Source organism: Aeromonas sp. QDB11 (assembly GCF_027705265.1).
GTDB lineage: Bacteria > Pseudomonadota > Gammaproteobacteria > Enterobacterales > Aeromonadaceae > Aeromonas > Aeromonas allosaccharophila.
Genome location: NZ_JAPDBM010000019.1, coordinates 32,323 through 56,533, shown reverse-complemented (window position 1 = coordinate 56,533; position 24,211 = coordinate 32,323). Strand labels below are relative to the sequence as shown.

The following is a 24,211-nucleotide window of genomic DNA, read 5'->3' as shown; positions in this document are numbered from 1 at the left end:
TCACTATCAACAATGCCGCAGAGCATGCTTTAACGGGCGTTGCGGGTTGCGACGGCATCCGCCAGATTGCGCAGCAGCACTTCGGTATCGGCCCAACCGATACAGGCATCTGTGATGCTCTGACCGACGGTGAGTTCACACCCTTCCACCAGGTCCTGACGACCTTCCACCAGATGGCTCTCTACCATGACGCCAAACACCGCCTTGCTGCCGGCACGCAGTTGATCGGCCACATCTTCGGCCACCACCATCTGGTTCTTGAACTGCTTGCTGCTGTTGGCGTGGCTAAAGTCGATCATCACCTTCTGCGGCAGACCGGCTTTCTCCAGCCCTTTCACTACCTCGCTGACATGGGCGGCGCTGTAGTTCGGCTCACGACCACCGCGCAGGATGATGTGACAGTCCGGGTTGCCGCGGGTCGCCACGATGGCGGAGTGACCGTATTTGGTGACCGACAGGAAGTGGTGCGGCGCACTGGCGGCACCAATGGCATCGATGGCCACCTTGATGGTGCCGTCAGTGCCGTTCTTGAAGCCCACCGGACAGGAGAGACCGGAGGCCAGCTCGCGGTGTACCTGGGATTCGGTGGTACGGGCACCGATCGCGCCCCAGCTCATCAGATCCGCCACATATTGCGGGGTGATCATGTCGAGGAACTCGGAGGCGGTTGGCAGTCCCATGTCGTTGAGATCCAGCAACAGCTTGCGACCAATGCGCAGACCGTCGTTGATCTTGCAGCTATTGTCGAGGTACGGATCGTTGATCAGCCCCTTCCAGCCCACTGTGGTGCGCGGTTTTTCGAAGTAGACCCGCATCACGATCTCCAGCTGATCTTTCAGCTCGTCGCGCAACGCCTTGAGGCGCTTGCCGTACTCCAGCGCGGCAACCGGATCATGGATGGAGCAAGGACCGATCACCACCAACAGACGCTCATCTTCGCCGGCCAGGATATTGTGGATGGCCTGACGGGATTCAAACACGGTAGACGAGGCCACCTCGGTAGCCGGAAACTTCTCAAGCACCGCAACCGGGGGTAATAACTCTTTGATTTCACTGATACGAACGTCGTCGGTTTGATGCTGCATGACAAGGCTTCCTGCTAGATGACTGCGATTAAGAAATCTCAACATAGCCCGCGACAGCGCATGTGTAAATAGGAAATTACAGCAATCACAAAACTATTTTGCGCGACAACCTTGCAAGTTATTTAAATGATGCTAGACGAAATGGCGATACAGGTGAGGAAGGCAAAAAGGCCCGCTCAGCGCGGGCCCGAAGCGTCGGTGATGACGGGTTTGTCAGTGATCAGCCACGCTGGCTGATACTGGCCAGCTTGTCGAAGTAATCCGGGAAGGTCTTCGAGGTGCACTTGGGATCATTAATGGTGACCGGGGTATCCGACAGCGCCACCAGCGAGAAGCACATGGCGATCCGGTGATCGTTGTAGGTATCGATCTCGGCGTGCTTGAGCTGGGTCGGCGGGGTCACGGTGATGAAGTCATTCCCCTCTTCCACCTCGACGCCCAGCTTGCGCAGCTCGGTTGCCATGGCGTGCAGACGATCGGTCTCCTTTACCCGCCAGTTGTAGATGTTACGAATGGAGGTCGGCCCCTCGGCAAACAGCGCGGCAACGGCGATGGTCATGGCTGCATCGGGAATATGGTTCATGTCCATATCCACCCCGTGCAGCGGCGCCTGCTCAGCCTCGATGAAATCATCGCCCCAGGTGATGCGTGCGCCCATCTTCTCCAGCACGTCGGCGAAGTGGATATCCCCCTGAATGCTGTGCTTGCCGATGCCGGTGACCCGCACCTTGCCCTTGATGGCGCCCGCCGCGAGGAAGTAGGAGGCGCTGGAGGCATCCCCTTCCACCAGAAAGTCACCCGGGCTGATATAGGTCTGGTTGCCCTTGATGTAGAACAGCTTGTAGTTGTCGTGTTCGATGACCACCCCGAACTGCTTCATGATGTGCAGGGTGATGTCGATGTAGGGCTTGGAGACCAGCTCTCCCTTGATGTGGATCCGGGTATCACCGGCCGCCATCGGCGCCGCCATCAGGAAGGCAGTCAGGAACTGGCTGGAAACGGAGCCATCGACGTGCACATCGCCGCCCCACAGCCCCTTGGCATCCACCACCAGCGGCGGATAGCCATCTTTTTTCAGGTACTGGATATGGGCACCCGCTTCACGCAGGGCATCCACCAGATGGCCGATGGGACGCTCTTCCATGCGCGGCTCGCCGCCCAGAGTATATTCACCGGAGCCGAGACACAGCGCGGCGCAGAGCGGACGCATGGCGGTACCGGCGTTGCCGAGGAACAGATTGACCGGATCTTTCACCGCAAAGCTGCGACCCAGACCGTGCACGGTGCACTCGGTCTTGTCGGCGGAGAGCTTGTACTTGACCCCGAGCTGGGTCAACGCCGCCAGCATGTGACGAATGTCATCGCTGTCGAGCAGGTTGGTCAGACGGGTGGTGCCACGGGCCAGCGCCGCCAGCAGCAACGCACGGTTAGAGACACTCTTGGAGCCGGGCAGATTAACCTCACCGGCCACACGAGAAATAGGTTCCAAACGCAACGAATTCATAGACTTCCTGTGCTATCTCAAAATAAACGCCTGTCCGGACGTTAACAGCCTGCGTCCCGCTCGGCAAGGGCACTTTCAGGGGAAATCGCACGGCAAACGCCAGCGCGCTGGTTCTGTTGAAAAAAAGACGCCGGGGTCTCCCCGGCGTCTTTGGTGGCAAACGTTCAGCCTTTAACCGTGACGCTTGGCAAAGCCATCCATAAAGCTCACCAGGGCCTTCACTCCCTCCAGCGGCATGGCGTTATAGAGGCTGGCACGCATGCCACCGACAATGCGGTGCCCTTTGAGGGCCAGCAGACCAGCGGCCTCAGATTCAGCCAGGAACTGCTTGTCCAGCTCGGAATTTTTCAGCTGGAACGGGATGTTCATCCGCGAACGGCAGCTGACATCCACCTGATTGCCATAGAAGCTCGACTGATCGAGATAGCCGTAGAGGAAATCGGCCTTCTCCTTGTTGCGTGCCTCCATCGCCTCGAGGCCACCCTGCTCCTTGAGCCACTCGAACACCAGGCCGGCCAGATACCAGGCGTAGGTGGGCGGAGTGTTGAACATGGAGTCGTTCTTGGCAGTGAGCTGATAGTCAAAAATCGATGGCACATCGGCTCTGGCCTGATCCAGCAGATCATCGCGTACGATGGCGATGGCAAGCCCGGACGGCCCGATATTCTTCTGGGCACCGGCATAGATGATGCCAAAGCGGCTCACGTCGATGGGACGGGAGAGAATGGTGGAGGAGAGATCCGCCACCAGCGGCACCTCGCCGGTGGCCGGGATGTCGAACATCTCGATACCGTCGATGGTTTCGTTCGGGCAGTAGTGAACATAAGCTGCATCGGCGCGAAACGCCGGGGTCGGCAGCAGGCGAGAGATCCCCTGCGCGTTCTTGGCAACCCCCTGGAAGGTCTGGATATCGCCATACTTTTTGGCTTCATCCACCGCGCTCTGGGACCAGACGCCGGTCAGCAGGAAGTCCGCCTTCTTGTTGGCACCGCCCAGCAGGTTCATGGGCACGGCGGAGAACTGGCCGCGACCACCACCGTGCATGAACAGCACCTTGTAGTTGTCCGGCACCGCCAGCAGGGATCGCAGATCCGCTTCAGCCTTCTCGGCCACCGCCATGTAGGGCTTGCCGCGATGGGAAAGCTCCATGACCGAGGCTCCCAGCCCCTGAAAATTACAAAATTCGCGCTGGGCGCGCTCCATGACTTCAACCGGCAGCATGGCGGGGCCGGCGCAGAAGTTGTAAATCTGTTTGCTCATGACGCTTTCCGTGAGTGGATGAGAGTAATCGATGACTTGTCAGGTTTTACACAAGAGCCGCCAGCGGATCAAAGGCTTTTTGGGAGCAGGCTCAACCTTTTACCGTCACTCTGCATCCCCCTTGCAGTAGAAAAAGCCCTGAACAGGTCAGGGCTTGCAGGGAACATGCACAGAAATGGCAGGCAGAGCGCATAAACGGCCACAGCTGCGCCGTTTCTGACAAATTTACAGTTTGGCGGTGAGCTCCGGCAGCAGGGTGAAGAGATCCCCCACCAGCCCATAGTCCGCCACCTGAAAGATGGGGGCATCGCTGTCCTTGTTGATGGCCACGATCACTTTTGACTCCTTCATCCCCGCCAGATGCTGGATAGCCCCCGAAATACCGACCGCGATATAGAGCTCGGGCGCCACCACCTTGCCGGTCTGCCCCACTTGCAGGTCGTTGGCGACATATCCAGCATCAACGGCGGCCCGCGACGCCCCCACCGCGCCACCCAGCTTGTCGGCCAGCGCCTCAATCAGGGCAAATTGCGCTTTGGAGCCAAGGGCGCGGCCACCGGAGACCACCACCCGGGCAGCGGTCAGTTCAGGCCTGCTGGAGCGCACCGCTCGGCGCTCTACCAGCCGGGTACGGCCCGCAAATTCGGGTACAGCCAAGCGTTCGATAAGAGCCTGTCCGCCCGTCGCCGCCTTGGCAAACGCGGTGGCCCGCACCGTCATCACCTTGACCGGTGCAGAGCTTGCCACTCTGGCAATGGCATTACCCGCATAGATGGGGCGCAGGAAGGTATCGCTGCTTTCGATGCCGATCACCTCGGAGAGCATCTCAACCCCGAGCCGCGCCGCCACCTGTGGCAACAGTGCCTTGCCCATGGCGCTCGCCGCCATCAGGCAGTGGCTGTACCCCTGACACCAGCGGGCCAGCAGCTTGTCGACCCCATCCAGCAACCCGTCGGCCAGCAGGGGATGCTCGGCAAGCAACACCTTGTCGACACCGCCGATGGCAGTCGCCTGTTCACCCGCCTCGGTCAGCCCCTGACCCAGCAACAGCAGATCGACCTGACCGCCGATGGATGCGGCGGCGGTGACCAGTTGTGCCACGTTGTCGGCCAGATGGCCCTGATGATGTTCGGCAATGATCAGCACGCTCATGGCAGCACCTTCGCTTCGTGTTTGAGTTTGTCCACCAGCTCGTCCACCGAGCCCACCTTGATCCCGGCGCTGCGAGCTGGCGGCGCCATCACCCCGAGCAAACGGGTCTGGTTGGCCACCTCAACGGCGAGTGTCGAGAACGGGGCGCTATCAAGCGGCTTGCGCTTGGCCTTCATGATGTTGGGCAGCGAAGCAAAACGCGGTTCATTCAAACGCAGATCGGCGCTCACCACTGCAGGCAGCGGCATGCCGAGGGTCTCCAGTCCACCGTCGATTTCGCGGGTCACCAGCAGCTCACCCGCTTCCACCTTGAGGGCGGACACGCAGGTCGCCAGCGGCCACTCATTGAGGGCAGCCAGCATCTGGGCCACCTGATTGTTGTCCGAATCGATGGACTGCTTGCCGAGCAGCACCAGACCCGGCTGCTCCTGCTCACACACCTTGTGCAAGGCGCGGGCGACGGTCAGCGGTTCGAGCGTCTCGTCTGTCACATAGTGCAGCGCCCGATCCGCTCCCAGCGCCAGCGCATGGCGCAGCTGCTCGGCCGCCGCGTCCGGGCCGAAGGTCACCACCACCAGCTCGCTGGCGACCCCGGCTTCCCGCAGCCTGACCCCCTCCTCCACCGCAATTTCACAAAAGGGGTTGATCCCCATCTTCACATTGGCGAGCTCCACTTCGGAGCCGTCTCCCTTCACCCGGATCTTGACGTTGTAGTCGACTACCCGTTTGATTGCGACCAGCAGCTTCATGGGGTCATGCCTCGTCTGTTTGGATTGAATTCATTAGTGTGCCTCTGCGTTTGTTGCAGTGCGCTTTTGCCTGATTTTTTGCTTTTTCTTGCTCAGTTTTGCTTACAACCGCTTTACGTTTACGTAAACTACCAGCACTACCCTAAGCCAACCAGAGCGCAGAGGCAAGATGGAACGGGAAGCAATGGAATTTGATGTCGTCATCGTCGGTGGCGGTCCGGCGGGGCTCACTGCCGCCATCGCCCTAAAACAGCAGGATGCCACTCTCTCTGTCTGTCTGCTGGAGAAAGGGGCCGAAATTGGCGCCCATCTGCTCTCCGGCGCCCTGTTTGATCCCGTCGCCTTGCAAGAGCTGCTGCCGGATTGCTGGCAGCAAGCGCCGCTCGGCGTGCCGGTCAGCGACGATCAGGTGCATCTGCTGCAAAGCGAGCAACGCTCCCTGCAACTGCCCGCCTGGGCGGTGCCGCCCCGGATGCACAATGACGGCTGTCACATCGTCAGCCTCGGCAACCTTTGCCGCTGGCTTGGCCAGCAGGCGGAAAAACTGGGAGTCGAAATATACCCGGGGTTTACCGCCAGCGAACTTATCATGGAGGCGGGCCGGGTCAAGGGGGTCATCACCGGCGATCTGGGGCTGGATCGCGCGGGCAATCCAAAATCTGATCATGTGCCCGGCATGGCGCTCTATGGCCGCTACACCCTCTTTGCCGAAGGGGCCCGTGGTCATCTCGGTAAGCAGCTGATCGCCAACTTCAATCTGGAAAACCCCGCCCAACCCCAACACTACGCCATCGGCTTCAAAGAGCTATGGCAACTGCCAGCAGGTAAAGGCAAAGCGGGGCAAGTGCTGCACGGCAGTGGCTGGCCCCTTGGCAAGCAGGGGGACGGCAATAGCCACGGTGGTTTCTATCTCTATCAGATGGAGGGGGATCAAATCGCGGTCGGGCTGATTGTCGATCTCAACTACCAGAATCCCTGGCTCAGCCCGTTCGACGAATTCCAGCGCCTCAAGCATCACCCACTTATCGCCGACCAGTTGCAAGGGGGGGAGCGCATCAGCTATGGCGCCCGCGCCATTACCAAGGGGGGCTGGCACGCCCTGCCCCGCATGCACTTTCCGGGCGGCCTGCTCATCGGTTGTGATGCGGGCACCCTCGACTTTTCCCGCATCAAGGGGATCCACACCGCCATGAAATCGGGGATGCTGGCGGCAAAAACCGTCGCGATGGCACTGCGGGGTGGCGATGAGGGGGGACGGGATCTGGCCCAGTATGGCGACGAGCTGCAACAGAGCTGGTTGGCCCGCGAGCTCAAGGCGGCGCGCAACTTCGGCGCGGCTCTTCACCGCTATGGTCCCTGGTTGGGCGGTGCCTTCAACTGGCTGGAGCAGCGGCTGTTTGGCACAAACTCGCCCTTCAAACTGCTCGATAAGGAGCCCGATTACCGCCAGCTGCGCATGGCCAGCCGCTGCGAGCCCATCCATTATCCCAAACCCGATGGCAAGCTGAGCTTTGACAAGCTCTCGTCTGTGTATCTCGCCAACACCAGTCACGACGAGGATCAGCCCTGCCACCTCAAGCTGCAGGACGAGCATATTCCGGTCGAGGTCAATTTGCCCACCTGGGCCGAACCTGCCCAACGCTACTGCCCGGCCGGGGTGTTTGAAGTGCTGGAAACGGAAGGCGCGGCCAAGCTGCAGATCAACGCCGCCAACTGCATTCACTGCAAGACTTGCGATATCAAGGATCCCAGCCAAAACATCATTTGGACCCCACCGCAAGGAGGCTCGGGGCCGAACTATCCCAATATGTAATGAAGTACGGCGATACCAGATACGGTGATATAAAGGATGCTCACCCCAAAATGTCTTCTGGACACCGCCACAAGGAGGATCCTGGCCCAACTATCCGAATATGTGATGGAATACGGCGATACCAAGACGCGGTGACATCAAGGATGCTCAGCCCCAAAACATCGTCTGGACGCCGCCACAGGGGGGATCCGGGCCCTACTATCCCAATATGTGATGAAGCGGGACGATAGCAAAAGGCAGCCTCAGAAATCCTTCCCCCCTGCCAAAGGCGGGTTCTACCCCGCACGGCCGCTCAGGTGATCCGACCTCGCTGCTTTTTTGAACAAACAGGCTGGATCCCTGATGAATAGCCCCTGACAAGCGCGGCCCGCCCCTGTATAGTTCGCCGCATTCAGGTTTTCCATCGGCCCGATCTGCTTATCCACGGGATCGCCTTCTTCAGCGATCTAAGGCCGCATGACCTGTGCAACCATCCCTGATTACCCATGACTTTTTAAGGGGGGACAGATGATCACCGCCTACATTCTCAATAACAAGGTGCTGGACATAGTCACGCTCGGGCCTGACGACATAGTACCTGACAACACGGTCTGGCTGGATGCCTACAAGCCGGACACGGCAGAGCGAGAATGGTTGACGGGCCTGTTCCTGGAAGAGGTTCCCGACAAGGAAGAGCTCGACGACATCGAAGCATCCGCCCGTTTCTACTGGGATACCGATGGTCTGCACATTCACTCCCTGTTTCCCCAGCGGATCGGTCGTGACACCAAGGGTGTCCACGTCTCCTTTACCCTGCGCAACAACCTGCTGATCAGCATTCGTGAAGATGACATCGGGCTGGTACGCCTGCTGCGCCACTATATGCGCCAGGATCGGCTGGAGGTGGAGGATGCCCTCGACATCCTGCTGGAGGTGCAAAACCTCAAGGTGGAATACCTCTCCGACCTTATCGAGGATGGTTACAAGACCTTGGAAAACACCGCCGATCAGATCTTCGAGCCGGATCAGATCAACCCCATGCTCAAAGAGTTGATGGCACAGGAAGAGGCCAACGGCCAGATCCGTCTCTCCCTGCACGATACCCGCCGCGCCCTGCGTTTCCTCAAACGGAGCCTGCGCCAGCGCATGAGCCTGGAGCAGAACAAGTGGATCGACGAGATGCTGCACGACGTGGAATCTCTCTTGCCCCACACCCAGTTCCTGTTCGACAAGATCAACTTCCAGCTGGAGGCCTCCATGGGGGTCACCAATCTGGAGCAGAACAAGGTGATCAAGATCTTCTCGGTTGCCGCCGTGATCTTCCTGCCGCCGACCCTGATCGCCAGTATCTACGGCATGAACTTCGGCCGCATGCCGGAGCTCGCCTGGGAGTATGGTTATCCCATGTCGCTGGTGCTGATGGTGATGTCATCGCTGGGCACCGGCCTCTTCTTCAAGCGCAAAGGATGGCTGTAACGCCGCCGACGCGCGCTGCGATATCTGAAGAAATGGATTGGGGGGCATGGCCCCCCGATTAATTTGCGCTGATCCCAACGCCTTGCAAAGGGCGCGTCGTCGCCCCATATCCCCTCCATCACTCCATTCAAGTGGCTAACGGGCAACCATGACCCTCTACCCCGAACACCGATATGACGATCACGGCCAGTTGCGCCCGCCCCTCTGGTTCTGGCCCATCGCCCTGTTGCTGACCCGCTCGGTCTGGCTGTTTCTGATGGCTGGCGTCACCCGCGAGAGCGGCAGCGAGATCCTGACTCTCTTCTATCCGGACAAAATCACCCTCTACATCAGCCTGCTGACCGACGTCCCCGCCATCCTGGCGTTGCTCGCCTGCGGGGGCACCTATCAGCAGACCCACAGCATTCGCGCCTGGCTCAGGCGCCACAGCCCGCTGCTGCTGCTCTGCTCTGCCGTCAGCGGCCTGCTGATGCAACTGCACAGCCTCAATCTGCAGAAGTGGTCGTTCAGCTGGCCCACCGCACTGGTGCTGGTCGCCAGCCTCTGGTCACTCTGGTATCTGCTGCGCAGCCGCCAGCTACGGGAATATGCCGCAGATCAGCCCCACTGACGGGGCTGACACCTATTGGCGAGTAACCCGGATCTGCAGGGTCTGGCGCTCGCTCTGGCTGCCTCGCCCTCCCTGTAGCTGGGTGCCGAGGCTGCTCCCCTGATCCGCAGAACTGGTCGAGAGCTCCCCCACCGTCAGCCACTGGCCCGGAGCCCCGCTCACCTCGGTGGCACTCTGCCCACGATTGATGGTGCCCTGCTCCAGCCTCGCCTGTTCGCTGCTCAGCGCAATCTGCACCCGATCGCCAATCAAGGTGGCCGTGGCATAGAGGCCGTTCACCAGCGGCATCATCCCCACCACGGCGCCCCCGTTCCACTGATAGAAGGTCACCGGTTGATAGGAGCCCATCTGCAGCAGCACGGGACGACCCGACAGCCCGCGCACCTGCCAACTGTCGTTCTGGCTGCGCTGGTACTGTTGGGCGTTGCCATCGAGCAGCCACTGCCGCTTGGCCTCGTCGCGACTGATTGAGCCCCCCAGTTGCTGACCGCTGGCGGCCCCATCCACCCGCCACTCGATAAGCAGGCTTTGCGGCGGCTGGTTGATCTGCGCCAACGTCGCTTCGGCCTCCTGCAGCTGGGCTGGCGTCCCGCTCAGCACCAGTTGGTTACCCATGGCGCTTACCCCCAGCTGGGGATAGATCTCCTTGAGGGTCTGCACCGCCGCCTGCGCCTCGAAGACCGGGATCACCTTCACCTCGGCCCACAGCGACGGGCTCCAGAGCCCCATCATGCAGCCAAGCCACAGCAGCACCCTGCGGCCAACCTTGCCCATCCGAACCATTGCGCTCTCCTCGATCTCTATTCTCTTCTTGTGCTCCGCTCAGGCTGCTCAGCTCAGACGTGGCCCAACGCCTGCAGCCAACCGATCGGCACTACTCGGTTCACCCGTTGATGATGAACCCGGCGGTTGCCAAAAAACAACCGGGAATGCAGCAAGTCCGTGATTTGCCGCGGTATGAGGCTCTCATTCCACGCCCGTTATCGCGTAAGATAGCGCCATAATATTTGTCCAAGCGGAATCCATCATGTTGAAACAGCTGTTGTTACTCCCCCTCGCCCTGCTGCTGGGGGCCTGCTCCCTGACCCAGTACAATGTCAGCGAGGCCGAAATCAACCAGTACCTCAAAGATCAGGTCTCTTTTGAAAAACAGCTGGGGATCCCCGGCATCATGTCGAGCAAGATCCGTCTGGATGAGATGCAGAGCCGTATCGGCCGCAAACAAGCGGATCGCATCGAGCTGGACGCCGCTGGCGACCTGCAGGTGAGCAGCCCCCTTGGCAGCCAGCAGATGAAGATCCGCTTTGCCCTGAGTGCCCGCCCCGACTATGTGGCCGATCAGGGCGCCATCTATCTGCGCGACCTTGAACTGATCTCGGTCAAGACCGAGCCGGCCGATATCGGGGCCGCCCTCACCCCACTGCTGCCCACCTTCAATCAGTCGCTCTCCCTGTTCCTGTCGCAGACCCCGGTCTACCGCCTCGACAGCAGCCGCAAGAACGAAGCCAGGATCAAGGACAAGGTTGAAGCCCTCAAGGTAGAGCCGGGCCGTCTGGTCATCCCGTTCAAGGTGCTCTGATCACCGCCGCACTGGCACTTTCATCGCAATAAACAGATAACCGCCCTCTTCGACAACGCACATCCGGTTTAACGTGCAGCCGAATGGGGCGGTTTTTTACTTCTCAAGTCCTCCTCAACACAGCATAATGCAGACCATTCTCATTTAGATTCGTCATGAGAAGCGTCAATAATAAAACCAACCAATGGTGAGAAGGGACATGAGAAAAACCGTACTGGTTCAGGCGATCGCCTGCGCACTGATCAGCGGCGCCGCACACGCTGCCGTCAAGGTCGAAGACAAGACATTCAATACCGCCGCCAACATGCTGGCCTATACCGAATTCGAGCTCTCCGGTGAGCCGCTGGCCGAAGCGCTGGGGCTGGATCTGGACGTGCTGGATGCCAACCGTGCCGATGAGCCGACCCCGTTCGACTTCGCCGCTGGCATCGAATCCTACGAGTACTCCGAAGAGGCCATGTACGCCCTCAACTACCAATCCGGCATGGGCCCTCATCTGGTGAACGGGCCGCAAAACCTGGCCCGTGGTGGCACCATGGCCTCTCTGGGGCAACGGGTACTGGCCATGGCCGATGCGGTCGGCTTCCCGGCCGATGAAGTGCCTCAGGGCATGTATCCCCTCTCCCTTCCCTACGCCTCCGCCAATCCGGAGTTTGCCCAGGCCGTCAACGCCACTCCGGTCAATGGCGACCAGATCACCATCAAGACCGCCAAAGGCACCGAGAAGACCGTCAAGACCCAGGTGCCCGCCTACTTCCGTGACTACAGCACCCTGCGCTGGAGCGGCAGTGACAACCTGCTGGTACCCGCAGCCGTGGGCGGCATCCTGCTCAAAGAGGTGATGTGGTCGCAAGATTTCCTCGGCGGCATGCACGTGGCCGATACCGATGAAGAGGTAGAAGCCGCCTCCGCCACCATGGATCAGGATGGCAAGCACAAGCTGGGCGTCTCTGCCGCTGACGGCTTCAACGGCATGATGCTGACCGAGCAGTCCATCGACAAGCTGGCCATCATGCAAAACCAGCTCGGCTTCGATGGCAAGCAACTGGGCGCCAAGATCACCCCGCAGTACGATCCGGCCAAGGGCGTTGTCTACTTCCCCCATCAGGTGAAAGTGACCGAAACCAGCAACAACGATGCCGGTGCCATCGGCAAGCTGGAGGTGGTGGATAGCTCCGCCCAGCTGCGCGATGCCTGGATGATGCTGTGGCCGCTCTCCGAGTTCTATGCCTTCAGCGATCAGCGCAGCGCCAACACCAACCAGAACCCGGCCTTCCACGCCGTGTTTGACGGCGCGCCGTTTGCCGCCGCACCGGCTGCCAACCAGGCCAATGACCTGGGCAAGGCCGTCACGGGCAGCGATGCCTTCTCGCTGGCGATCAATCTCTCCAACCTCACCTTCAAGAACCTGGCCGCCCTGCACTTTGATACCAAGGCTGGCACCCTGGTCGACAGCTGGCAGGCTGGCAAACAGGGCAAGCACGTCACCACCTTTGACGCCGCTTACGCACTGGTCGCCCTGCAGATCTTCCAGCGTGCTCAGGATGCGCTGCCGGTCGGTTATGCCGCCGGTGACAATGGCGAGCTGAACCTCAAAACCAAGCAGGGTCAGCAGGCGCTCGACTTGATCCGCAAACAGGCCGACTTCATCCTGGCCAACCTCAAGGGCAAGAATGGTCTGGTGCATGACGGCATCACCCTGGGTGGCAAGCTCGATGCTGGCCAGTCTGTCGATGCGCAGTTCGCCGCCATCCGTGGTCTGACCGCTGCGTTTCTCGCTACCTCCGATGCCAAGTACCGTACAGCTGCCCGCGAGCTGTTCATCACCGCCGACAAGGCCTACTTCAATGCCAAGGCTGGCACCTGGCTGGCGGGTAAACAGGGTGAATACACCCCATGGACCCAGGCTGCCATCTCCGGTGCCCTGCGCTCAGCCATGCTGAACCTGCGCAACGAAGGGGCCGAGAAGGCGCCCGAGCTGGAGCTGGCCAAGCTGACCGGTCAGTACGTCAGCTGGTTCCGTGGCACCGTCAACGGTGGCATGCAGATGGCCGAGTGGATCGGTGACTCCGGCGAGAACATCATCGAAGGTGCCGGCAGCGACACCGACGAAGATGGCGTACCGCAAGTGACCGCCGCCGGTGGCAAGCACGGCACCGCCATGGTGATGGCCGCCAAAGCGGTGGTTAGCGAGTAATCCTCGCCATTCACCAGGATGAAAAAGGGAGCCAACTTGGCTCCCTTTGCATTACAGCGTCTGACATAGTTTCAAGGACCTTCCTCAAACCAGCTTGTCCAGCATCTCTTTGGTCACCAGCACGATCCCCTGCTCGGAGCGGTAGAAGCGGCGGCTATCCTCATCGGCGTTTTCGCCCACCACCAGCCCATCGGGCAGCACACACCCTTTATCCACCACCACCCGGCGCAGACGGCAACCGGCGCCGATCTCGACCCCAGGGAAGATGATGGCCTGATCCAGGGTGCAGAAGGAGTGCACCCGCACATTGGTAAAGAGCACCGAGTTGAGCACGAACGACCCGCTGACAATGGTACCACCCGAGAACATGGAGTTGATGGTCATCCCGTGCTGACCATTGCGGTCCTGCACAAACTTGGCCGGTGGCGTCAGGGTCTGGCTGGTCCAGATGGGCCAGTTCTGATCGTAGATATCGAGCTCGGGCAGCACGGAGGCGAGATCCATGTTCGCTTCCCAGAACGAATCCAGGGTGCCCACGTCACGCCAGTAGGGTTTTTGCCCCTCGCGCGCGCCGACACAGGACATGCTGAAGGGGTGAGCAAACGCCAGTCCCTCTTCCACGATGCGGGGGATCAGATCCATGCCGAAGTCGTGTTTGGAGTCCTGATTGAGAATGTCCTCCTCCAGCAGTTGATAGAGGTACTCCGCCTCGAAGATGTAGATCCCCATGGAGGCCAGCGAGCGATCCTCGCAACCCGGCATGGCGGGCGGATTGGCCGGTTTCTCCACAAAGGCGCGGATCTTGCGCTGCTCATCGATGTCCATCACCCCGAAGGCGGATGCCTCGGCTCTTGGCACCTCGATACAGGCCACCGTCACCTTGGCGCCAAGGCGCACATGGTCGAGCAGCATGGCGGCGTAATCCATCTTGTAGATGTGATCCCCCGCCAGCACCACTATGTATTTAGGGCCATAGTCACGGATGATATCGACGTTCTGATAGATGGCATCGGCGGTGCCGCGATACCAGTGCACCTCGTCCACCCGTTGCTGGGCCGGGAGCAGGTCGATGAATTCGTTCATCTGGTAACGCAGGAAGGACCAGCCCGATTGCAGGTGACGCAGCAGGCTGTGAGATTTGTATTGAGTGACTACACCAACGCGGCGGATCCCCGAGTTGATACAGTTGGAGAGCACAAAATCAATGATCCGGAATTTGCCACCGAAATGGACGGCAGGCTTGGCGCGGTTGTCGGTCAACTGTTTCAGGCGACTGCCACGCCCTCCCGCCAGCACCAGTGCCATACTCTGGTTCAGTAATTGTCGTGCTTTGGCACTATTTTCGGGCTCTAACAACATGATTTACCTCTGCCTTGTTTGATCTATTTTCAACTCATCTTCGCCTGATTCGGTAGCTGTGAAAGTGGTTTCACTCACATTTAACCGATCCCAATTGACCCTTTTAACCAAGTTGCGAGGAATAGCATGCTTTGCTCCGCCAGCTTGGTTAAAATTCCCCCATAAAGCAGCCACTTCAAGGATGACAAGATGGTTCACAAGCTCGGACGTTCCCTGTTTCTCATCGCCACCATAGTGACCATACCCCTGCTGCTACTGCAAGCAGTTTGGTTGGCCCTTCAGAGCACACCGCTCACCCTGGCCATTATTGTGGCCACCACACTGCTTGGCATGATCCTGCTGCTGATGCTGGCCATTCGTACCCTGGATGGCCTGCTCCAGCATCAGGAGCTTACCTGGGTCAAGGCGCTCAGAAGCCGGGATCCCTCCCAGCTCGATGAGCCCGCCTCCCGCGAGGTGCTGCAGCAGTTGCTGGAGCAGTTCGAAAGCGCCGAGCAGAGCGCTCATCGCCAGCTGACCGAATTGAGCAATCTGGCCACTACCGACGAGCTGACCCAACTACTCAACCGCCACGCCTTTCGCCGTGACATGACCGAGTTGCTGCAGCGGGATCAGGACACCCAGACCGCCACCCTGGTGCTGATCCGCGCCACCGAGCTTGGCAAGATCAACGCCCAGCGCGGCTTCCAGTCTGGTGATGCCTATATCAAGGACATGGCCGCCCTCATCAAGCGGGTGGTGAGCCGCTTCCCGGGCAATCAGGTCTATCGCATCTCGGGGGCCGATTTCGCCGTACTGGTGCAGCCGGTGGCCAATATCCCCCCCCATCTGCTGGGGCAGGATTTGAAAGCGGCTTTCGATCACTATCAGGATCAGCACGAGCTGGAGAGCACCGCCTACTCCGGCCTCACCAAGCTCAGCAGCGGTCAGCAAATCGAAGCGGTACTGGCCAGAGCGGATCTGGCGCTGGCCCGCGCCCAGACCGAAACCATCAACGGCTGGGCTATCCAGCAGGATGACAACGTCTCCGATCTGCAGGGGCAACACCACTGGCGCGAAGTGCTGACCGAAGTGCTAGCGCAGGAGCGGCTCAGCTTTACCTACCAGCCGATCCAGCCGCTGCACCGCAGCATGCTGGCCTACAACGAGATCTACACCCGCTTCAGCGGCAACGACGGCACCGCCCTGCCCACCGACACCCTGTTTGCCATGGCGCAGCGGCTGGATATGGTGATGCGGCTGGAGCAGTTGGTCATTACCCACATCATGCGCCAGTACCGGGCCTTTGGTGCCAACCAGAGTCGCTGGGGGATCAATCTCTCTCCCAACTTGCTGCAAAACAGCGCCTTCCTGATCTGGCTTGACCGCCAGCTGCTCAAAGATCCCAATACCAGCGCCAATCTGGTGTTCGAACTGGATGAAGAGCATCTGGAACGCAACCTGACCGGCGCCAAGCGGGTGTTTGAACTGCTGCGCCGCAACGGCAGCCGCTCGGCCATCGCCAATTTCGGCAAAGGGATCGGCTCCTTTACCCTGTTTCGCGAGCTCAAGCCCGACTACATCAAGCTGGACCCAGCCCTGATCACCGGGCTGGAGCAGGATCAGACCAACCAGCAGTTCGTGCGGATGATCGTCGATGTATCACATCGAATGGGATGTCAGGTAATTGCAGAGGGGGTAGAACAGCTTGGCCAGAAACAGCTGCTGCAGGGGATGTACGTGGATGGTTTGCAGGGTTATCTGATCGCCCGGCCGCAACCGTTGCGACCGGATATCAGCCAGCTGGGGCTCTTTACTGAGGATGCTTCAGCTTCAAAAGGGTCAGAATGATGTCATTGAGCTGGCGATAGCGCTCCAGCTCTTTCTGATCGTAACGGGTCGCCAGTGTGGTGGGGTTGTGGCGGTTCTTGAGGTAACGGTTGATCTGCAACCGGTTGAACCCCGCCACCTGATAGACCTGGCCAAGCAAGGTATTGAGTTCATCGTGCTCCAGACCTGCTCTGGCCAGATAGTCCCCATCGGCGGGACTATCGGTCTGGTGACTCCACTTGCCAATGCGACCACTCTCCTGCAGATAGCTGAGCCACTGCTCGATATAGAGCGGTTTACACCCCGCCAGCAGATTGAAAAAGCCCACCGCATCGCAACGACAACCGCTCAGGAGCACGACCGCCAGCTGATCATCATCGCACTGGAAGGTCACAGGTCCGGCTTGCGCCCAATCCAGCGCCTGCACCCGAATGCTGGCCTTCTCACCCGCAGCTCCCGTTACGTCGAATACAAACATGGCGCTCCTCCCTTGGCAAAAGGTTGATGATGGACCATCCCCCTGACAGGTGCAAAGGCAAATCGGCTTTTAACTCATCAATCGGGCCATTCGACCATAAAAAAGACCGGCACCCTCACGGGTGCCGGTCTTTGTCCCGATGGCCTGTACGTTCAGGCCATCAATGGAGGCGCTTTCAGGCGTCCAGTTCAACCAATGCCTTGGCCAGCTCGATGGGCTCGAGCTCCTGACCTTCCAGATCGGCGTTCCAGTTCGGGCCGACCAGCACATCGTCTTCATCCAGATCGTTGATCCAGATATCGAGAAACTCTTCCAGATCGATCACTTCCGGCTCGTAATCGGCCCACTCGTCGACGCAGTGCAGACGGGCGTCCTCTTCGGCAGACCAGAGCGGCATCACGTCGGCGTCTTCAAATTCGGCGGAGCGGCAGACGACCCAGTCTTCCCCATAGCGCAGACCCCACACCTGACCCGACTCGCGGACTTGTTCGATAAACAGTTGGAAATTGGCGTCAAGGTTGTCGTTAAGCATGCTCATGGGATTCTCTCTTTCTTTCGGGTGCTGCGGCATTGTCGGGCGACAATACGATGGCCAAATGGTGTCGCAAAAGCGACATGGACTCAAGCATATTGGGGTTATTACTGGAAAAAAGCCGGGATAACCCCCATTAGCCTGCAAAAACGCCTCCCGATGGAGGCGCCTTGCAGATTCAGGAGATCAACGCTCCCAGTAAACCTCTTCCAGGCTGTCCTCTTTCTCCGGCAAACCGCGGGAGAGACGGGGGCTGCTCTGGGCCAGCACCTCGTAGCTGACACGGTTGGCATATTTGCACACCTGGGCCAGTGAGGAGTAGGTCAGGAACTCGGAGGTGTGCTTGGCGGAGTTGGGCACATTCATCCGGTGATAGGAGTTGGCGACCATGTCGTGCAGCACGGCAGAGAGCGCGCCATCCCCTGCCCCGTTGGTGTTTTTGATCTTCTCCGGGCCACCCATGTACGGGGAGATGTGGGAGTAGATGCGAGCCGGTTTGCGGCACTTGGCGCGGGCCATCGGGCGGCTGAACTCATACATGTTGAACTCGGGGATCACGCCAGGCAGCAAGGTATGAGTGGTCTCGCGCTTGTAATCCTCGTCGGTGTAGCTCGCCATGTAGAGACCGATGGGGCCTGCGGTACAGAGCACCATGTCGGCCCAGTCGAGCGCCTTGTCGGCCGCACCGAGCGGATCAGCGATACCGGTCAGGGCTTCACCTTCGTCTTCGTTCATCGCCAGCACAGTCACGTTCTCGGCAATGAAGTCACGCCACCACTGGGGATTTTCATCGATGACGAAACGGGTGCCCAGGGTCAGCACCACGGGAATACCGGCCTCGCGGGCATAACGGACGGCCGCCATGGCGGCCTCTTTCATCGGATCACCATCGTCACCACGCACCAGATAGGCGGTGATCACCAGTGCAGAGGCCCCCTTGATCACATCCTCCGGAATGTGCTGCACATCCAGCTGGTTCATCTTGCCGGCGTTGATGCCGAAGCTGCGCTCGCCGCACTCGGTGATGAAGGTGAAGCAACGGCCGATAGGGCCATCAACCGGCTGCAGATAGTCCAGATTGACGCGAGACGAAGTGTTGCACAGATAACGGTAGGCGTAGCAGCCGATGCGAATGTCCTGACTCATCACACCCAGCAGGATGGAGTGGGAATCGGCCAGCACCGAGTAGTTGTGTACCGTGTTGCCGATGGTGCCACCGGCAAACTCGCTCACCACCATGTTGTTGGCCTTGAGCTCGTCATAAATGCGTTCGGCCACGTCGTCGTTGATGACAACGGAGTGCCCCTTGCTCAGACCATAACGGGTCAGAAACGCTTCATCCACATGGGCTTCGATATCAACCAGGGTCTGATCAATCCCGACCACGTAGGCTTTGCCCAGCTCGGTTAACAGGGGATTTTGCGGCACCAGGGGATCGCGTCTGTCGACAGGGAAGTAGTGTTTGGACTTGCGCTGACCGGGAAATTTCATGGCAATGTTCTGTGCTCTGGGGGAAAGAGGGGCGGGATTTTAACACAATCCGCCGTCCCGAAAAGTCGCCCTGTTTAAATAATGGAGTCAGTATAGACAAGGGTTGCAAGGAAAAACGTTTGCCTTTTCACCATAAAAAAACCACCCCGCCCGGGGTGGTTCTGAAGTACAAAAATGCGGCCAGCGTTCAGTGTGTCGCCACGCCCTGCAACAGGTCCAGCACCGAGAAGAGTCCGAGGGCGAGCCAAAACAGCAGGGTGCCCAGAAAACGGGGCACATTGGGGGCTTTCGGGATCTGGATGCCGATGGCATGAAGGATGCGGCCGACCAGCAGCATGGCGCCACCGGCATGCAGCCAGAGCGCACCGGCACCGGAAATCTCGCACAGCGCCATCAGCAGCAGGGTCAACGGCACATACTCGGCAAAATTGCCGTGAGCCCGGATCGCCGCCAGCAGCTCGGGGGCTTCCCCCTGCCCTATCATCACCCCGAACTGGGCGCGGCGTCTGACCACCCAGAAGGAGAACCCCAGAAACAGCAGCCCCAGCAGGCCTGCGTAAATCAGCGTGATATGTACCATGACTCGACTCCTTGTTTGACTGACTGTCGATCACTCATGCCAGTTCGCGGCAGATGAGCGAGACCATCATCCGGATGTGGGCCTGATCGCTGTTGAGAGCCGCAATATATTCAAACCGCTCGCCACCAGCCTCCATGAAGATCTCCCGGTTCTGTACCTGAATTTCCTCGAGGGTTTCGAGGCAATCGGCAGCAAAGGCAGGACAAATCACATCGAGCCGCTTGATGCCCGCTGCCGGCATACTGGCGATGGTCACGTCGGTGTAGGGCTTGAGCCACTCCTCCTTGCCAAAGCGGGACTGGAAGCTGGCCGTCCACTGCCCGGCCGCCAGCCCGAGTGCTTCGGCCAGCAGGGTGGCAGTATGGCGACACTGGTGACCATAGGGGTCCCCTTCGTTTTCGTAACGCTCGGGAATACCGTGAAACGACATCAGCAGGTGATCCCCCTGGCCGTGCAGCTCCCAGTGACGGCGCACGCTCATGGCCAGCGCCTGAATGTATTCGGGATGGGCGTGATAATCACGAATGAGCCGCACCACCGGCAGATTGCGCTCTTTCTTCATCGCCTTGCCCCAGGCATCGAAGACCGAGGCGGTGGTACTGACCGAATATTGCGGATAGAGCGGCAACAGGATCACCCGGTTGACCCCTTTGGCCTTGAGCGCCTGCCAGCCATCATTCACTGACGGGGAACCATAGGTCATCGCCAGCTCCACCGGCACCTCGACCCCCTCCCGCTTGAGCTCCTGCTCCAGCGCGGCGCGCTGCTGCTTGCTGATCACCATCAGCGGCGAGCCCTGCTCGGTCCACACCTGCTGATAGAGCTTGGCCACTTTGGGCGAGCGCGTCGGCAAGATAATGAAGTGGAGCAGCGGGCACCAGAGATAACGGGGCAGGTCCACCACACGGGGATCGTGCAGGAACTGGCTGAGGAACGCTTTGACGGCAGCGGTGGTCGGTGCGGCTGGGGTACCCAGATTGACCAGCAATATTCCGGTTTTCGTGGTCACGTTGGCTTCCTGTCTATCTGTCATTATGCAAAAAGGGCCCCGCAGGGCCCTTCTCTTTATTTATCTGATGGCACGGGAAACTGTGCCGGCAGCAAAGATCAGCCCAGAATGGTGGCAAGCTGCTTGCTGACCTGATCAACCGGCTGGGTGCCGTCGATCTTGACGTAACGAGTGTGGCCCGCTTCCGCCTCTTTGCCGTAGAAACCGATCAGCGGCGCGGTCTGCTGATGATATACATCCAGACGCTTGCGTACTGTGGTCTCTTCGTCGTCGGCGCGGATCACCAGATCTTCACCGGTCACGTCATCCTTGCCTTCCACTTTCGGCGGGTTGAACACCACGTGGTAGGTACGGCCGGAGCCGGAGTGAACGCGACGGCCGCTCATGCGCTTGACGATCTCTTCGTCCGGCACAGCGAACTCAAGCACGAAATCAACCACAACACCGGCGTCCTTCATGGCTTGCGCCTGGGGAATGGTGCGCGGGAAACCGTCCAACAGGAAGCCTTTGGCGCAATCCGGCTGAGCGATGCGCTCTTTGACCAGACCGATGATGATGTCGTCAGAGACCAGCTGACCTGCGTCCATCACAGCTTTGGCTTTCAGACCGAGCTCGGTGCCCGCTTTGATCGCTGCACGCAGCATGTCGCCGGTGGAGATCTGGGGAATACCGTGTTTTTCCATGATGAACTGAGCCTGAGTACCTTTGCCGGCGCCCGGAGCCCCCAACAGAACAATGCGCATACACGCTCCTATTGATTGGTTATTCAAATCTTGCGAAGGCAAAAAAGTACACGGTTTCGCCCGTTTCTACAAGGGTGAGCCACCTGAATGAGCACTTTATCGCCACAATAACCGGCTGATCGAACAGGATTTCATCGCAAGGGACAGACGCAAAAATAGCCAGGGATTCAGCATAGAGCGCCACATGCAGGAAGGAGGTACGGCAGAAAAAAAGATCCCGGCTCGGGGCCGGGAATTGCGCTCAAAAGTAACTACTTGTCGCTCGTAGTAGGAACAGGGCAATAGTAGTTTGCCCCCTGTGCGTCAACAACTGTCAGATGTGACAGGCAGGCCGCTATGGAACCGGAACTGCGGATCCGGCGAGCAGATAAGCTCGGCTTCCAGCTTGCCAAAGAAGGCCACCCGCTCGCTGATATCCTCCCCTGCGTACTGTTCGGCCAGCGTGAGGTAATCCTGATAGTGGCGCGCTTCGGAGCGCAGTAAAGAGACGTAGAAGCGACTCAGCTCTTCATCCAGATGGGGCGCCAGCTTGGCAAATCGCTCGCAGGAGCGGGCCTCGATATAGGCACCGATGATCATCTTGTCGACGATGGTGGCCGGTTCATGGGTGCGCACATGCTGCATCAATTGGCGGGCATAGCGGGAGGCCGTCACCGGTCCGTACTCGATGCCACGGGCCTGCATGATCTCCAGCACCTGCTCGAAGTGATGCAGCTCCTCCTGAATGAGCCGCACCATGGGAAACAGCAGCGGGTTGCGTTCCAGCTCGGCAAAGACGGTGCGATCAGACTCCCCCATGCTGCGTTTGCCCAGGATCTCGGCCTTCTCCGGAATGGCATCCAGCTCGCGATAAAACTCCAGCTTGGGCAGCAGATGGCGCTTGCCCTTGGGCAGGCAGTAGCGGCGCACCAGACTGTGGGCGGTGAGTGCGGCCTTGGTCTCGCAGTTGGCGTGATCGATGAGCAGGGTCGGCAAACGGGCCGGATCCCGCGCCATCTCTACCCACTCATCCGGGGTCTCGCACTGCAAAAACTGGCGCACTGGGGCTAGCAGATCATCCATCTGAACTCTCGTTTGTTAAACACGCTGGTTAAAAGCGTATCGGTCATATATGTTGCCGCCTATGCTAGCGGATCCCGCTGGCCATGCCCATATCCGGCACGATAAACGGATATTTTTCAAACAGATATCCCCTCCTCCTTCTGCCCGTGCGCGGCAGAAACGACAATGGGGGCCACTGGCCCCCATCTCGCTATCACATCCGGCAAAATCGCAAACGTTTAACTGCCTTCGTTAAAAATTTCCAGATTGCTGGTGCCTTCCTGCCATTCACGCACCGCTTTGGTGTCATCGTTGCGCAGGGCGTTGAGGTGATCCAGATAGGACTGGTCCACATCGGAGGTGACGTAGTGGCCGTTGAACACCGAGGTCTCGAAGTGACGCAGATCCGGGTTGATCTCCCGCACTGCTTCTTCCAGATCTTCCAGATCCTGGAAAATCAGGCCATCGGCACCAATCAGCTTGCACACCTCTTCCACTTCACGGCCGTGGGCGATCAGCTCGTTGGCGGTGGGCATGTCGATACCGTAGACGTTGGGGAAGCGGATTTCCGGCGCCGCCGAAGCGAAGTAGACCTTGGCTGCCCCTGCTTCACGGGCCATCTGGATGATCTGCTCGGACGTGGTACCGCGCACTATGCTGTCATCCACCAGCAACACCTTCTTGCCCTTGAACTCGGAGCCGATGGCGTTGAGCTTGCGGCGCACCGACTTCTTGCGCTGGGTCTGGCCCGGCATGATGAAGGTACGACCGATGTAGCGGTTCTTCACGAAGCCCTGACGGTATGGCAGGTCGAGGGTGTGGGCGATCTCCAGTGCCACGTCACAGGAGGTCTCGGGGATGGGGATAACCACATCGACGTCGAGATCTTCCCATTCGCGGGCAATCTTCTGACCCAGCTTGCGACCCATGTTGAGGCGGGCAGCGTAGACCGAGACCTTGTCGATGCACGAATCGGGACGGGCAAAGTAGACATATTCGAAGATGCAGGAGCTCATCTGCGGGTTCTCCGCACACTGCTCGGAGAAGAGCTGGCCCTGCTCGGTGATGTAGATGGCTTCACCCGGCGCAATATCCCGCACCGTCTCGAAACCGATGGCGTCGAGCGCCACGCTCTCGGAGGCGAGCATGTACTCCACCTGACCCTGCTCGTCCTGACGACGACCGAGGATCAGCGGGCGAATGCCGTTGGGATCACGAAAGCCGATGAGGCCATGGCCAATCACCAGCGAGACCACCGCATAAGCGCCGCGGATCTGCTGATGGGTTCTGCGCACTGCAGCGAAGATATCTTCGGGGCGCAGCGCCATCTTGTCGCAGCGATCCAGCTCATGGGCCAGCACGTTCAGCAACACTTCCGAGTCGGAGGTGGTGTTGATGTGACGGCGGGCGACCTTGAACTGCTGCTCCTTGAGCTCCTTGGCGTTGGTGAGGTTGCCGTTATGGGCCAGCACCATGCCGTAGGGCGAGTTCACATAAAAAGGTTGGGCTTCAGCGGCACTTGAGCTGCCTGCGGTGGGATATCTGACATGACCTATGCCGATGTTCCCTTGCAGACGCTGCATGTGGCGCACTTCAAACACGTCCTTCACCAGGCCATTGGCCTTGCGTTGCCGGAAGTTTCCACTCTCAATGGTCACGATCCCGGCGGCATCCTGTCCCCTGTGCTGCAACACCGTCAAGGCGTCGTAGAGGGCCTGATTGACGGGGGTGGTGCCAACTATACCGACAATACCACACATGTCTT

21 protein-coding genes are annotated in these 24,211 nt (G+C 59.5%); 6 read left to right on the top strand and 15 right to left on the bottom strand.

Annotated elements, in window-relative coordinates:
* Positions 1 to 29 precede the first annotated feature (29 nt).
* The 5 genes from aroG to OKC40_RS08785 all read right to left on the bottom strand — a co-directional run bounded on the left by aroG (position 30) and on the right by OKC40_RS08785 (position 5,750).
* Positions 30 to 1,085, bottom strand: a complete 1,056-nt coding sequence (aroG, locus tag OKC40_RS08805) for a 3-deoxy-7-phosphoheptulonate synthase AroG (protein WP_182937633.1) — start codon at positions 1,083 to 1,085, stop codon at positions 30 to 32.
* A gap of 220 nt (positions 1,086 to 1,305) precedes the next feature.
* Positions 1,306 to 2,589, bottom strand: a complete 1,284-nt coding sequence (aroA, locus tag OKC40_RS08800) for a 3-phosphoshikimate 1-carboxyvinyltransferase (protein WP_182937634.1) — start codon at positions 2,587 to 2,589, stop codon at positions 1,306 to 1,308.
* Positions 2,590 to 2,760: 171 nt separating this feature from the next.
* Positions 2,761 to 3,849, bottom strand: a complete 1,089-nt coding sequence (gene serC / locus OKC40_RS08795; RefSeq protein ID WP_182937635.1) for a 3-phosphoserine/phosphohydroxythreonine transaminase — start codon at positions 3,847 to 3,849, stop codon at positions 2,761 to 2,763.
* Positions 3,850 to 4,074: 225 nt separating this feature from the next.
* Positions 4,075 to 5,001 (bottom strand): electron transfer flavoprotein subunit alpha/FixB family protein, encoded by a 927-nt coding sequence (locus OKC40_RS08790; protein ID WP_182937636.1) that lies wholly within the window; start codon positions 4,999 to 5,001, stop codon positions 4,075 to 4,077.
* Positions 4,998 to 5,750 (bottom strand): electron transfer flavoprotein subunit beta/FixA family protein, encoded by a 753-nt coding sequence (locus OKC40_RS08785; RefSeq protein ID WP_182937637.1) that lies wholly within the window; start codon positions 5,748 to 5,750, stop codon positions 4,998 to 5,000. The genes OKC40_RS08790 and OKC40_RS08785 overlap by 4 nt, the downstream gene beginning before the upstream one ends.
* Before the next feature lie 169 nt (positions 5,751 to 5,919).
* On the opposite strand from OKC40_RS08785, the gene OKC40_RS08780 reads away from it, so the two are divergent.
* The 3 genes from OKC40_RS08780 (at position 5,920) to OKC40_RS08770 (ending at position 9,628) form a co-directional block, all read left to right on the top strand.
* Positions 5,920 to 7,563, top strand: a complete 1,644-nt coding sequence (locus OKC40_RS08780) for an electron transfer flavoprotein-ubiquinone oxidoreductase (protein ID WP_182937638.1) — start codon at positions 5,920 to 5,922, stop codon at positions 7,561 to 7,563.
* Between the two features lie 507 nt (positions 7,564 to 8,070).
* Positions 8,071 to 9,018: a magnesium/cobalt transporter CorA gene (gene corA, locus OKC40_RS08775; RefSeq protein WP_005337059.1), complete on the top strand. Its 948-nt coding sequence runs from the start codon at positions 8,071 to 8,073 to the stop codon at positions 9,016 to 9,018.
* Positions 9,019 to 9,166: 148 nt separating this feature from the next.
* Positions 9,167 to 9,628, top strand: coding sequence for a DUF2919 domain-containing protein (locus tag OKC40_RS08770; protein ID WP_075112396.1), 462 nt, complete (start codon positions 9,167 to 9,169; stop codon positions 9,626 to 9,628).
* 12 nt (positions 9,629 to 9,640) lie between these two features.
* On the opposite strand, the gene OKC40_RS08765 is transcribed toward OKC40_RS08770, so the two are convergent.
* Positions 9,641 to 10,360, bottom strand: coding sequence for a hypothetical protein (locus OKC40_RS08765; protein ID WP_418133314.1), 720 nt, complete (start codon positions 10,358 to 10,360; stop codon positions 9,641 to 9,643).
* 295 nt (positions 10,361 to 10,655) lie between these two features.
* Here OKC40_RS08765 and OKC40_RS08760 point away from each other — a divergent pair, with 295 nt between their 5' ends.
* Positions 10,656 to 11,207, top strand: a complete 552-nt coding sequence (locus OKC40_RS08760) for a lipoprotein (RefSeq protein WP_139708309.1) — start codon at positions 10,656 to 10,658, stop codon at positions 11,205 to 11,207.
* A 199-nt stretch (positions 11,208 to 11,406) separates the two neighbouring features.
* The gene (locus OKC40_RS08755; RefSeq protein WP_182937640.1) at positions 11,407 to 13,404 is read left to right on the top strand and encodes a hypothetical protein; all 1,998 of its coding nucleotides are present in this window, start codon (positions 11,407 to 11,409) and stop codon (positions 13,402 to 13,404) included.
* A gap of 84 nt (positions 13,405 to 13,488) precedes the next feature.
* Here OKC40_RS08755 and glgC read toward each other — a convergent pair whose 3' ends face one another.
* Entirely contained in the window at positions 13,489 to 14,763 is a 1,275-nt protein-coding gene (gene glgC / locus OKC40_RS08750; protein ID WP_042063835.1) for a glucose-1-phosphate adenylyltransferase, read from the bottom strand.
* 189 nt (positions 14,764 to 14,952) lie between these two features.
* Here glgC and OKC40_RS08745 point away from each other — a divergent pair, with 189 nt between their 5' ends.
* Positions 14,953 to 16,593: an EAL domain-containing protein gene (locus tag OKC40_RS08745; protein ID WP_270794833.1), complete on the top strand. Its 1,641-nt coding sequence runs from the start codon at positions 14,953 to 14,955 to the stop codon at positions 16,591 to 16,593.
* On the opposite strand, the gene OKC40_RS08740 is transcribed toward OKC40_RS08745, so the two are convergent.
* The 8 genes from OKC40_RS08740 to purF form a co-directional block, all read right to left on the bottom strand.
* Positions 16,556 to 17,050 (bottom strand): hypothetical protein, encoded by a 495-nt coding sequence (locus OKC40_RS08740; RefSeq protein WP_270794831.1) that lies wholly within the window; start codon positions 17,048 to 17,050, stop codon positions 16,556 to 16,558. The two genes, OKC40_RS08745 and OKC40_RS08740, sit on opposite strands and share 38 nt — an antisense overlap.
* Before the next feature lie 175 nt (positions 17,051 to 17,225).
* Complete coding sequence (locus OKC40_RS08735; RefSeq protein ID WP_005337077.1) at positions 17,226 to 17,588, bottom strand: DUF2750 domain-containing protein; 363 nt, start codon at positions 17,586 to 17,588, stop codon at positions 17,226 to 17,228.
* Between the two features lie 180 nt (positions 17,589 to 17,768).
* Positions 17,769 to 19,073 (bottom strand): inosine/guanosine kinase, encoded by a 1,305-nt coding sequence (locus tag OKC40_RS08730; RefSeq protein ID WP_042063841.1) that lies wholly within the window; start codon positions 19,071 to 19,073, stop codon positions 17,769 to 17,771.
* Between the two features lie 187 nt (positions 19,074 to 19,260).
* The gene (locus tag OKC40_RS08725; protein ID WP_270794830.1) at positions 19,261 to 19,653 is read right to left on the bottom strand and encodes an MAPEG family protein; all 393 of its coding nucleotides are present in this window, start codon (positions 19,651 to 19,653) and stop codon (positions 19,261 to 19,263) included.
* A gap of 34 nt (positions 19,654 to 19,687) precedes the next feature.
* The gene (gene hemH, locus OKC40_RS08720) at positions 19,688 to 20,662 is read right to left on the bottom strand and encodes a ferrochelatase (RefSeq protein WP_270794829.1); all 975 of its coding nucleotides are present in this window, start codon (positions 20,660 to 20,662) and stop codon (positions 19,688 to 19,690) included.
* Between the two features lie 98 nt (positions 20,663 to 20,760).
* Entirely contained in the window at positions 20,761 to 21,405 is a 645-nt protein-coding gene (adk, locus tag OKC40_RS08715) for an adenylate kinase (protein ID WP_042657889.1), read from the bottom strand.
* Between the two features lie 303 nt (positions 21,406 to 21,708).
* Positions 21,709 to 22,467: a tRNA isopentenyl-2-thiomethyl-A-37 hydroxylase MiaE gene (gene miaE, locus OKC40_RS08710; protein ID WP_139690445.1), complete on the bottom strand. Its 759-nt coding sequence runs from the start codon at positions 22,465 to 22,467 to the stop codon at positions 21,709 to 21,711.
* A gap of 218 nt (positions 22,468 to 22,685) precedes the next feature.
* A complete protein-coding gene (gene purF / locus OKC40_RS08705; RefSeq protein WP_058051778.1) occupies positions 22,686 to 24,206 on the bottom strand; it encodes an amidophosphoribosyltransferase in 1,521 nt (506 codons plus the stop codon).
* Between the last annotated feature and the right edge of the window lie 5 nt (positions 24,207 to 24,211).

Coding starts and splice junctions, on each gene's coding strand:
- aroG (WP_182937633.1), bottom strand. CDS start 1,085: ATGCAGCATCAAACCGACGACGTTCGTATCAGTGAAATCAAAGAGTTA.
- aroA (WP_182937634.1), bottom strand. CDS start 2,589: ATGAATTCGTTGCGTTTGGAACCTATTTCTCGTGTGGCCGGTGAGGTT.
- serC (WP_182937635.1), bottom strand. CDS start 3,849: ATGAGCAAACAGATTTACAACTTCTGCGCCGGCCCCGCCATGCTGCCG.
- OKC40_RS08790 (WP_182937636.1), bottom strand. CDS start 5,001: ATGAGCGTGCTGATCATTGCCGAACATCATCAGGGCCATCTGGCCGAC.
- OKC40_RS08785 (WP_182937637.1), bottom strand. CDS start 5,750: ATGAAGCTGCTGGTCGCAATCAAACGGGTAGTCGACTACAACGTCAAG.
- OKC40_RS08780 (WP_182937638.1), top strand. CDS start 5,920: ATGGAACGGGAAGCAATGGAATTTGATGTCGTCATCGTCGGTGGCGGT.
- corA (WP_005337059.1), top strand. CDS start 8,071: ATGATCACCGCCTACATTCTCAATAACAAGGTGCTGGACATAGTCACG.
- OKC40_RS08770 (WP_075112396.1), top strand. CDS start 9,167: ATGACCCTCTACCCCGAACACCGATATGACGATCACGGCCAGTTGCGC.
- OKC40_RS08765 (WP_418133314.1), bottom strand. CDS start 10,360: ATGATGGGGCTCTGGAGCCCGTCGCTGTGGGCCGAGGTGAAGGTGATC.
- OKC40_RS08760 (WP_139708309.1), top strand. CDS start 10,656: ATGTTGAAACAGCTGTTGTTACTCCCCCTCGCCCTGCTGCTGGGGGCC.
- OKC40_RS08755 (WP_182937640.1), top strand. CDS start 11,407: ATGAGAAAAACCGTACTGGTTCAGGCGATCGCCTGCGCACTGATCAGC.
- glgC (WP_042063835.1), bottom strand. CDS start 14,763: ATGTTGTTAGAGCCCGAAAATAGTGCCAAAGCACGACAATTACTGAAC.
- OKC40_RS08745 (WP_270794833.1), top strand. CDS start 14,953: ATGGTTCACAAGCTCGGACGTTCCCTGTTTCTCATCGCCACCATAGTG.
- OKC40_RS08740 (WP_270794831.1), bottom strand. CDS start 17,050: ATGTTTGTATTCGACGTAACGGGAGCTGCGGGTGAGAAGGCCAGCATT.
- OKC40_RS08735 (WP_005337077.1), bottom strand. CDS start 17,588: ATGAGCATGCTTAACGACAACCTTGACGCCAATTTCCAACTGTTTATC.
- OKC40_RS08730 (WP_042063841.1), bottom strand. CDS start 19,073: ATGAAATTTCCCGGTCAGCGCAAGTCCAAACACTACTTCCCTGTCGAC.
- OKC40_RS08725 (WP_270794830.1), bottom strand. CDS start 19,653: ATGGTACATATCACGCTGATTTACGCAGGCCTGCTGGGGCTGCTGTTT.
- adk (WP_042657889.1), bottom strand. CDS start 21,405: ATGCGCATTGTTCTGTTGGGGGCTCCGGGCGCCGGCAAAGGTACTCAG.
- miaE (WP_139690445.1), bottom strand. CDS start 22,467: ATGGATGATCTGCTAGCCCCAGTGCGCCAGTTTTTGCAGTGCGAGACC.
- purF (WP_058051778.1), bottom strand. CDS start 24,206: ATGTGTGGTATTGTCGGTATAGTTGGCACCACCCCCGTCAATCAGGCC.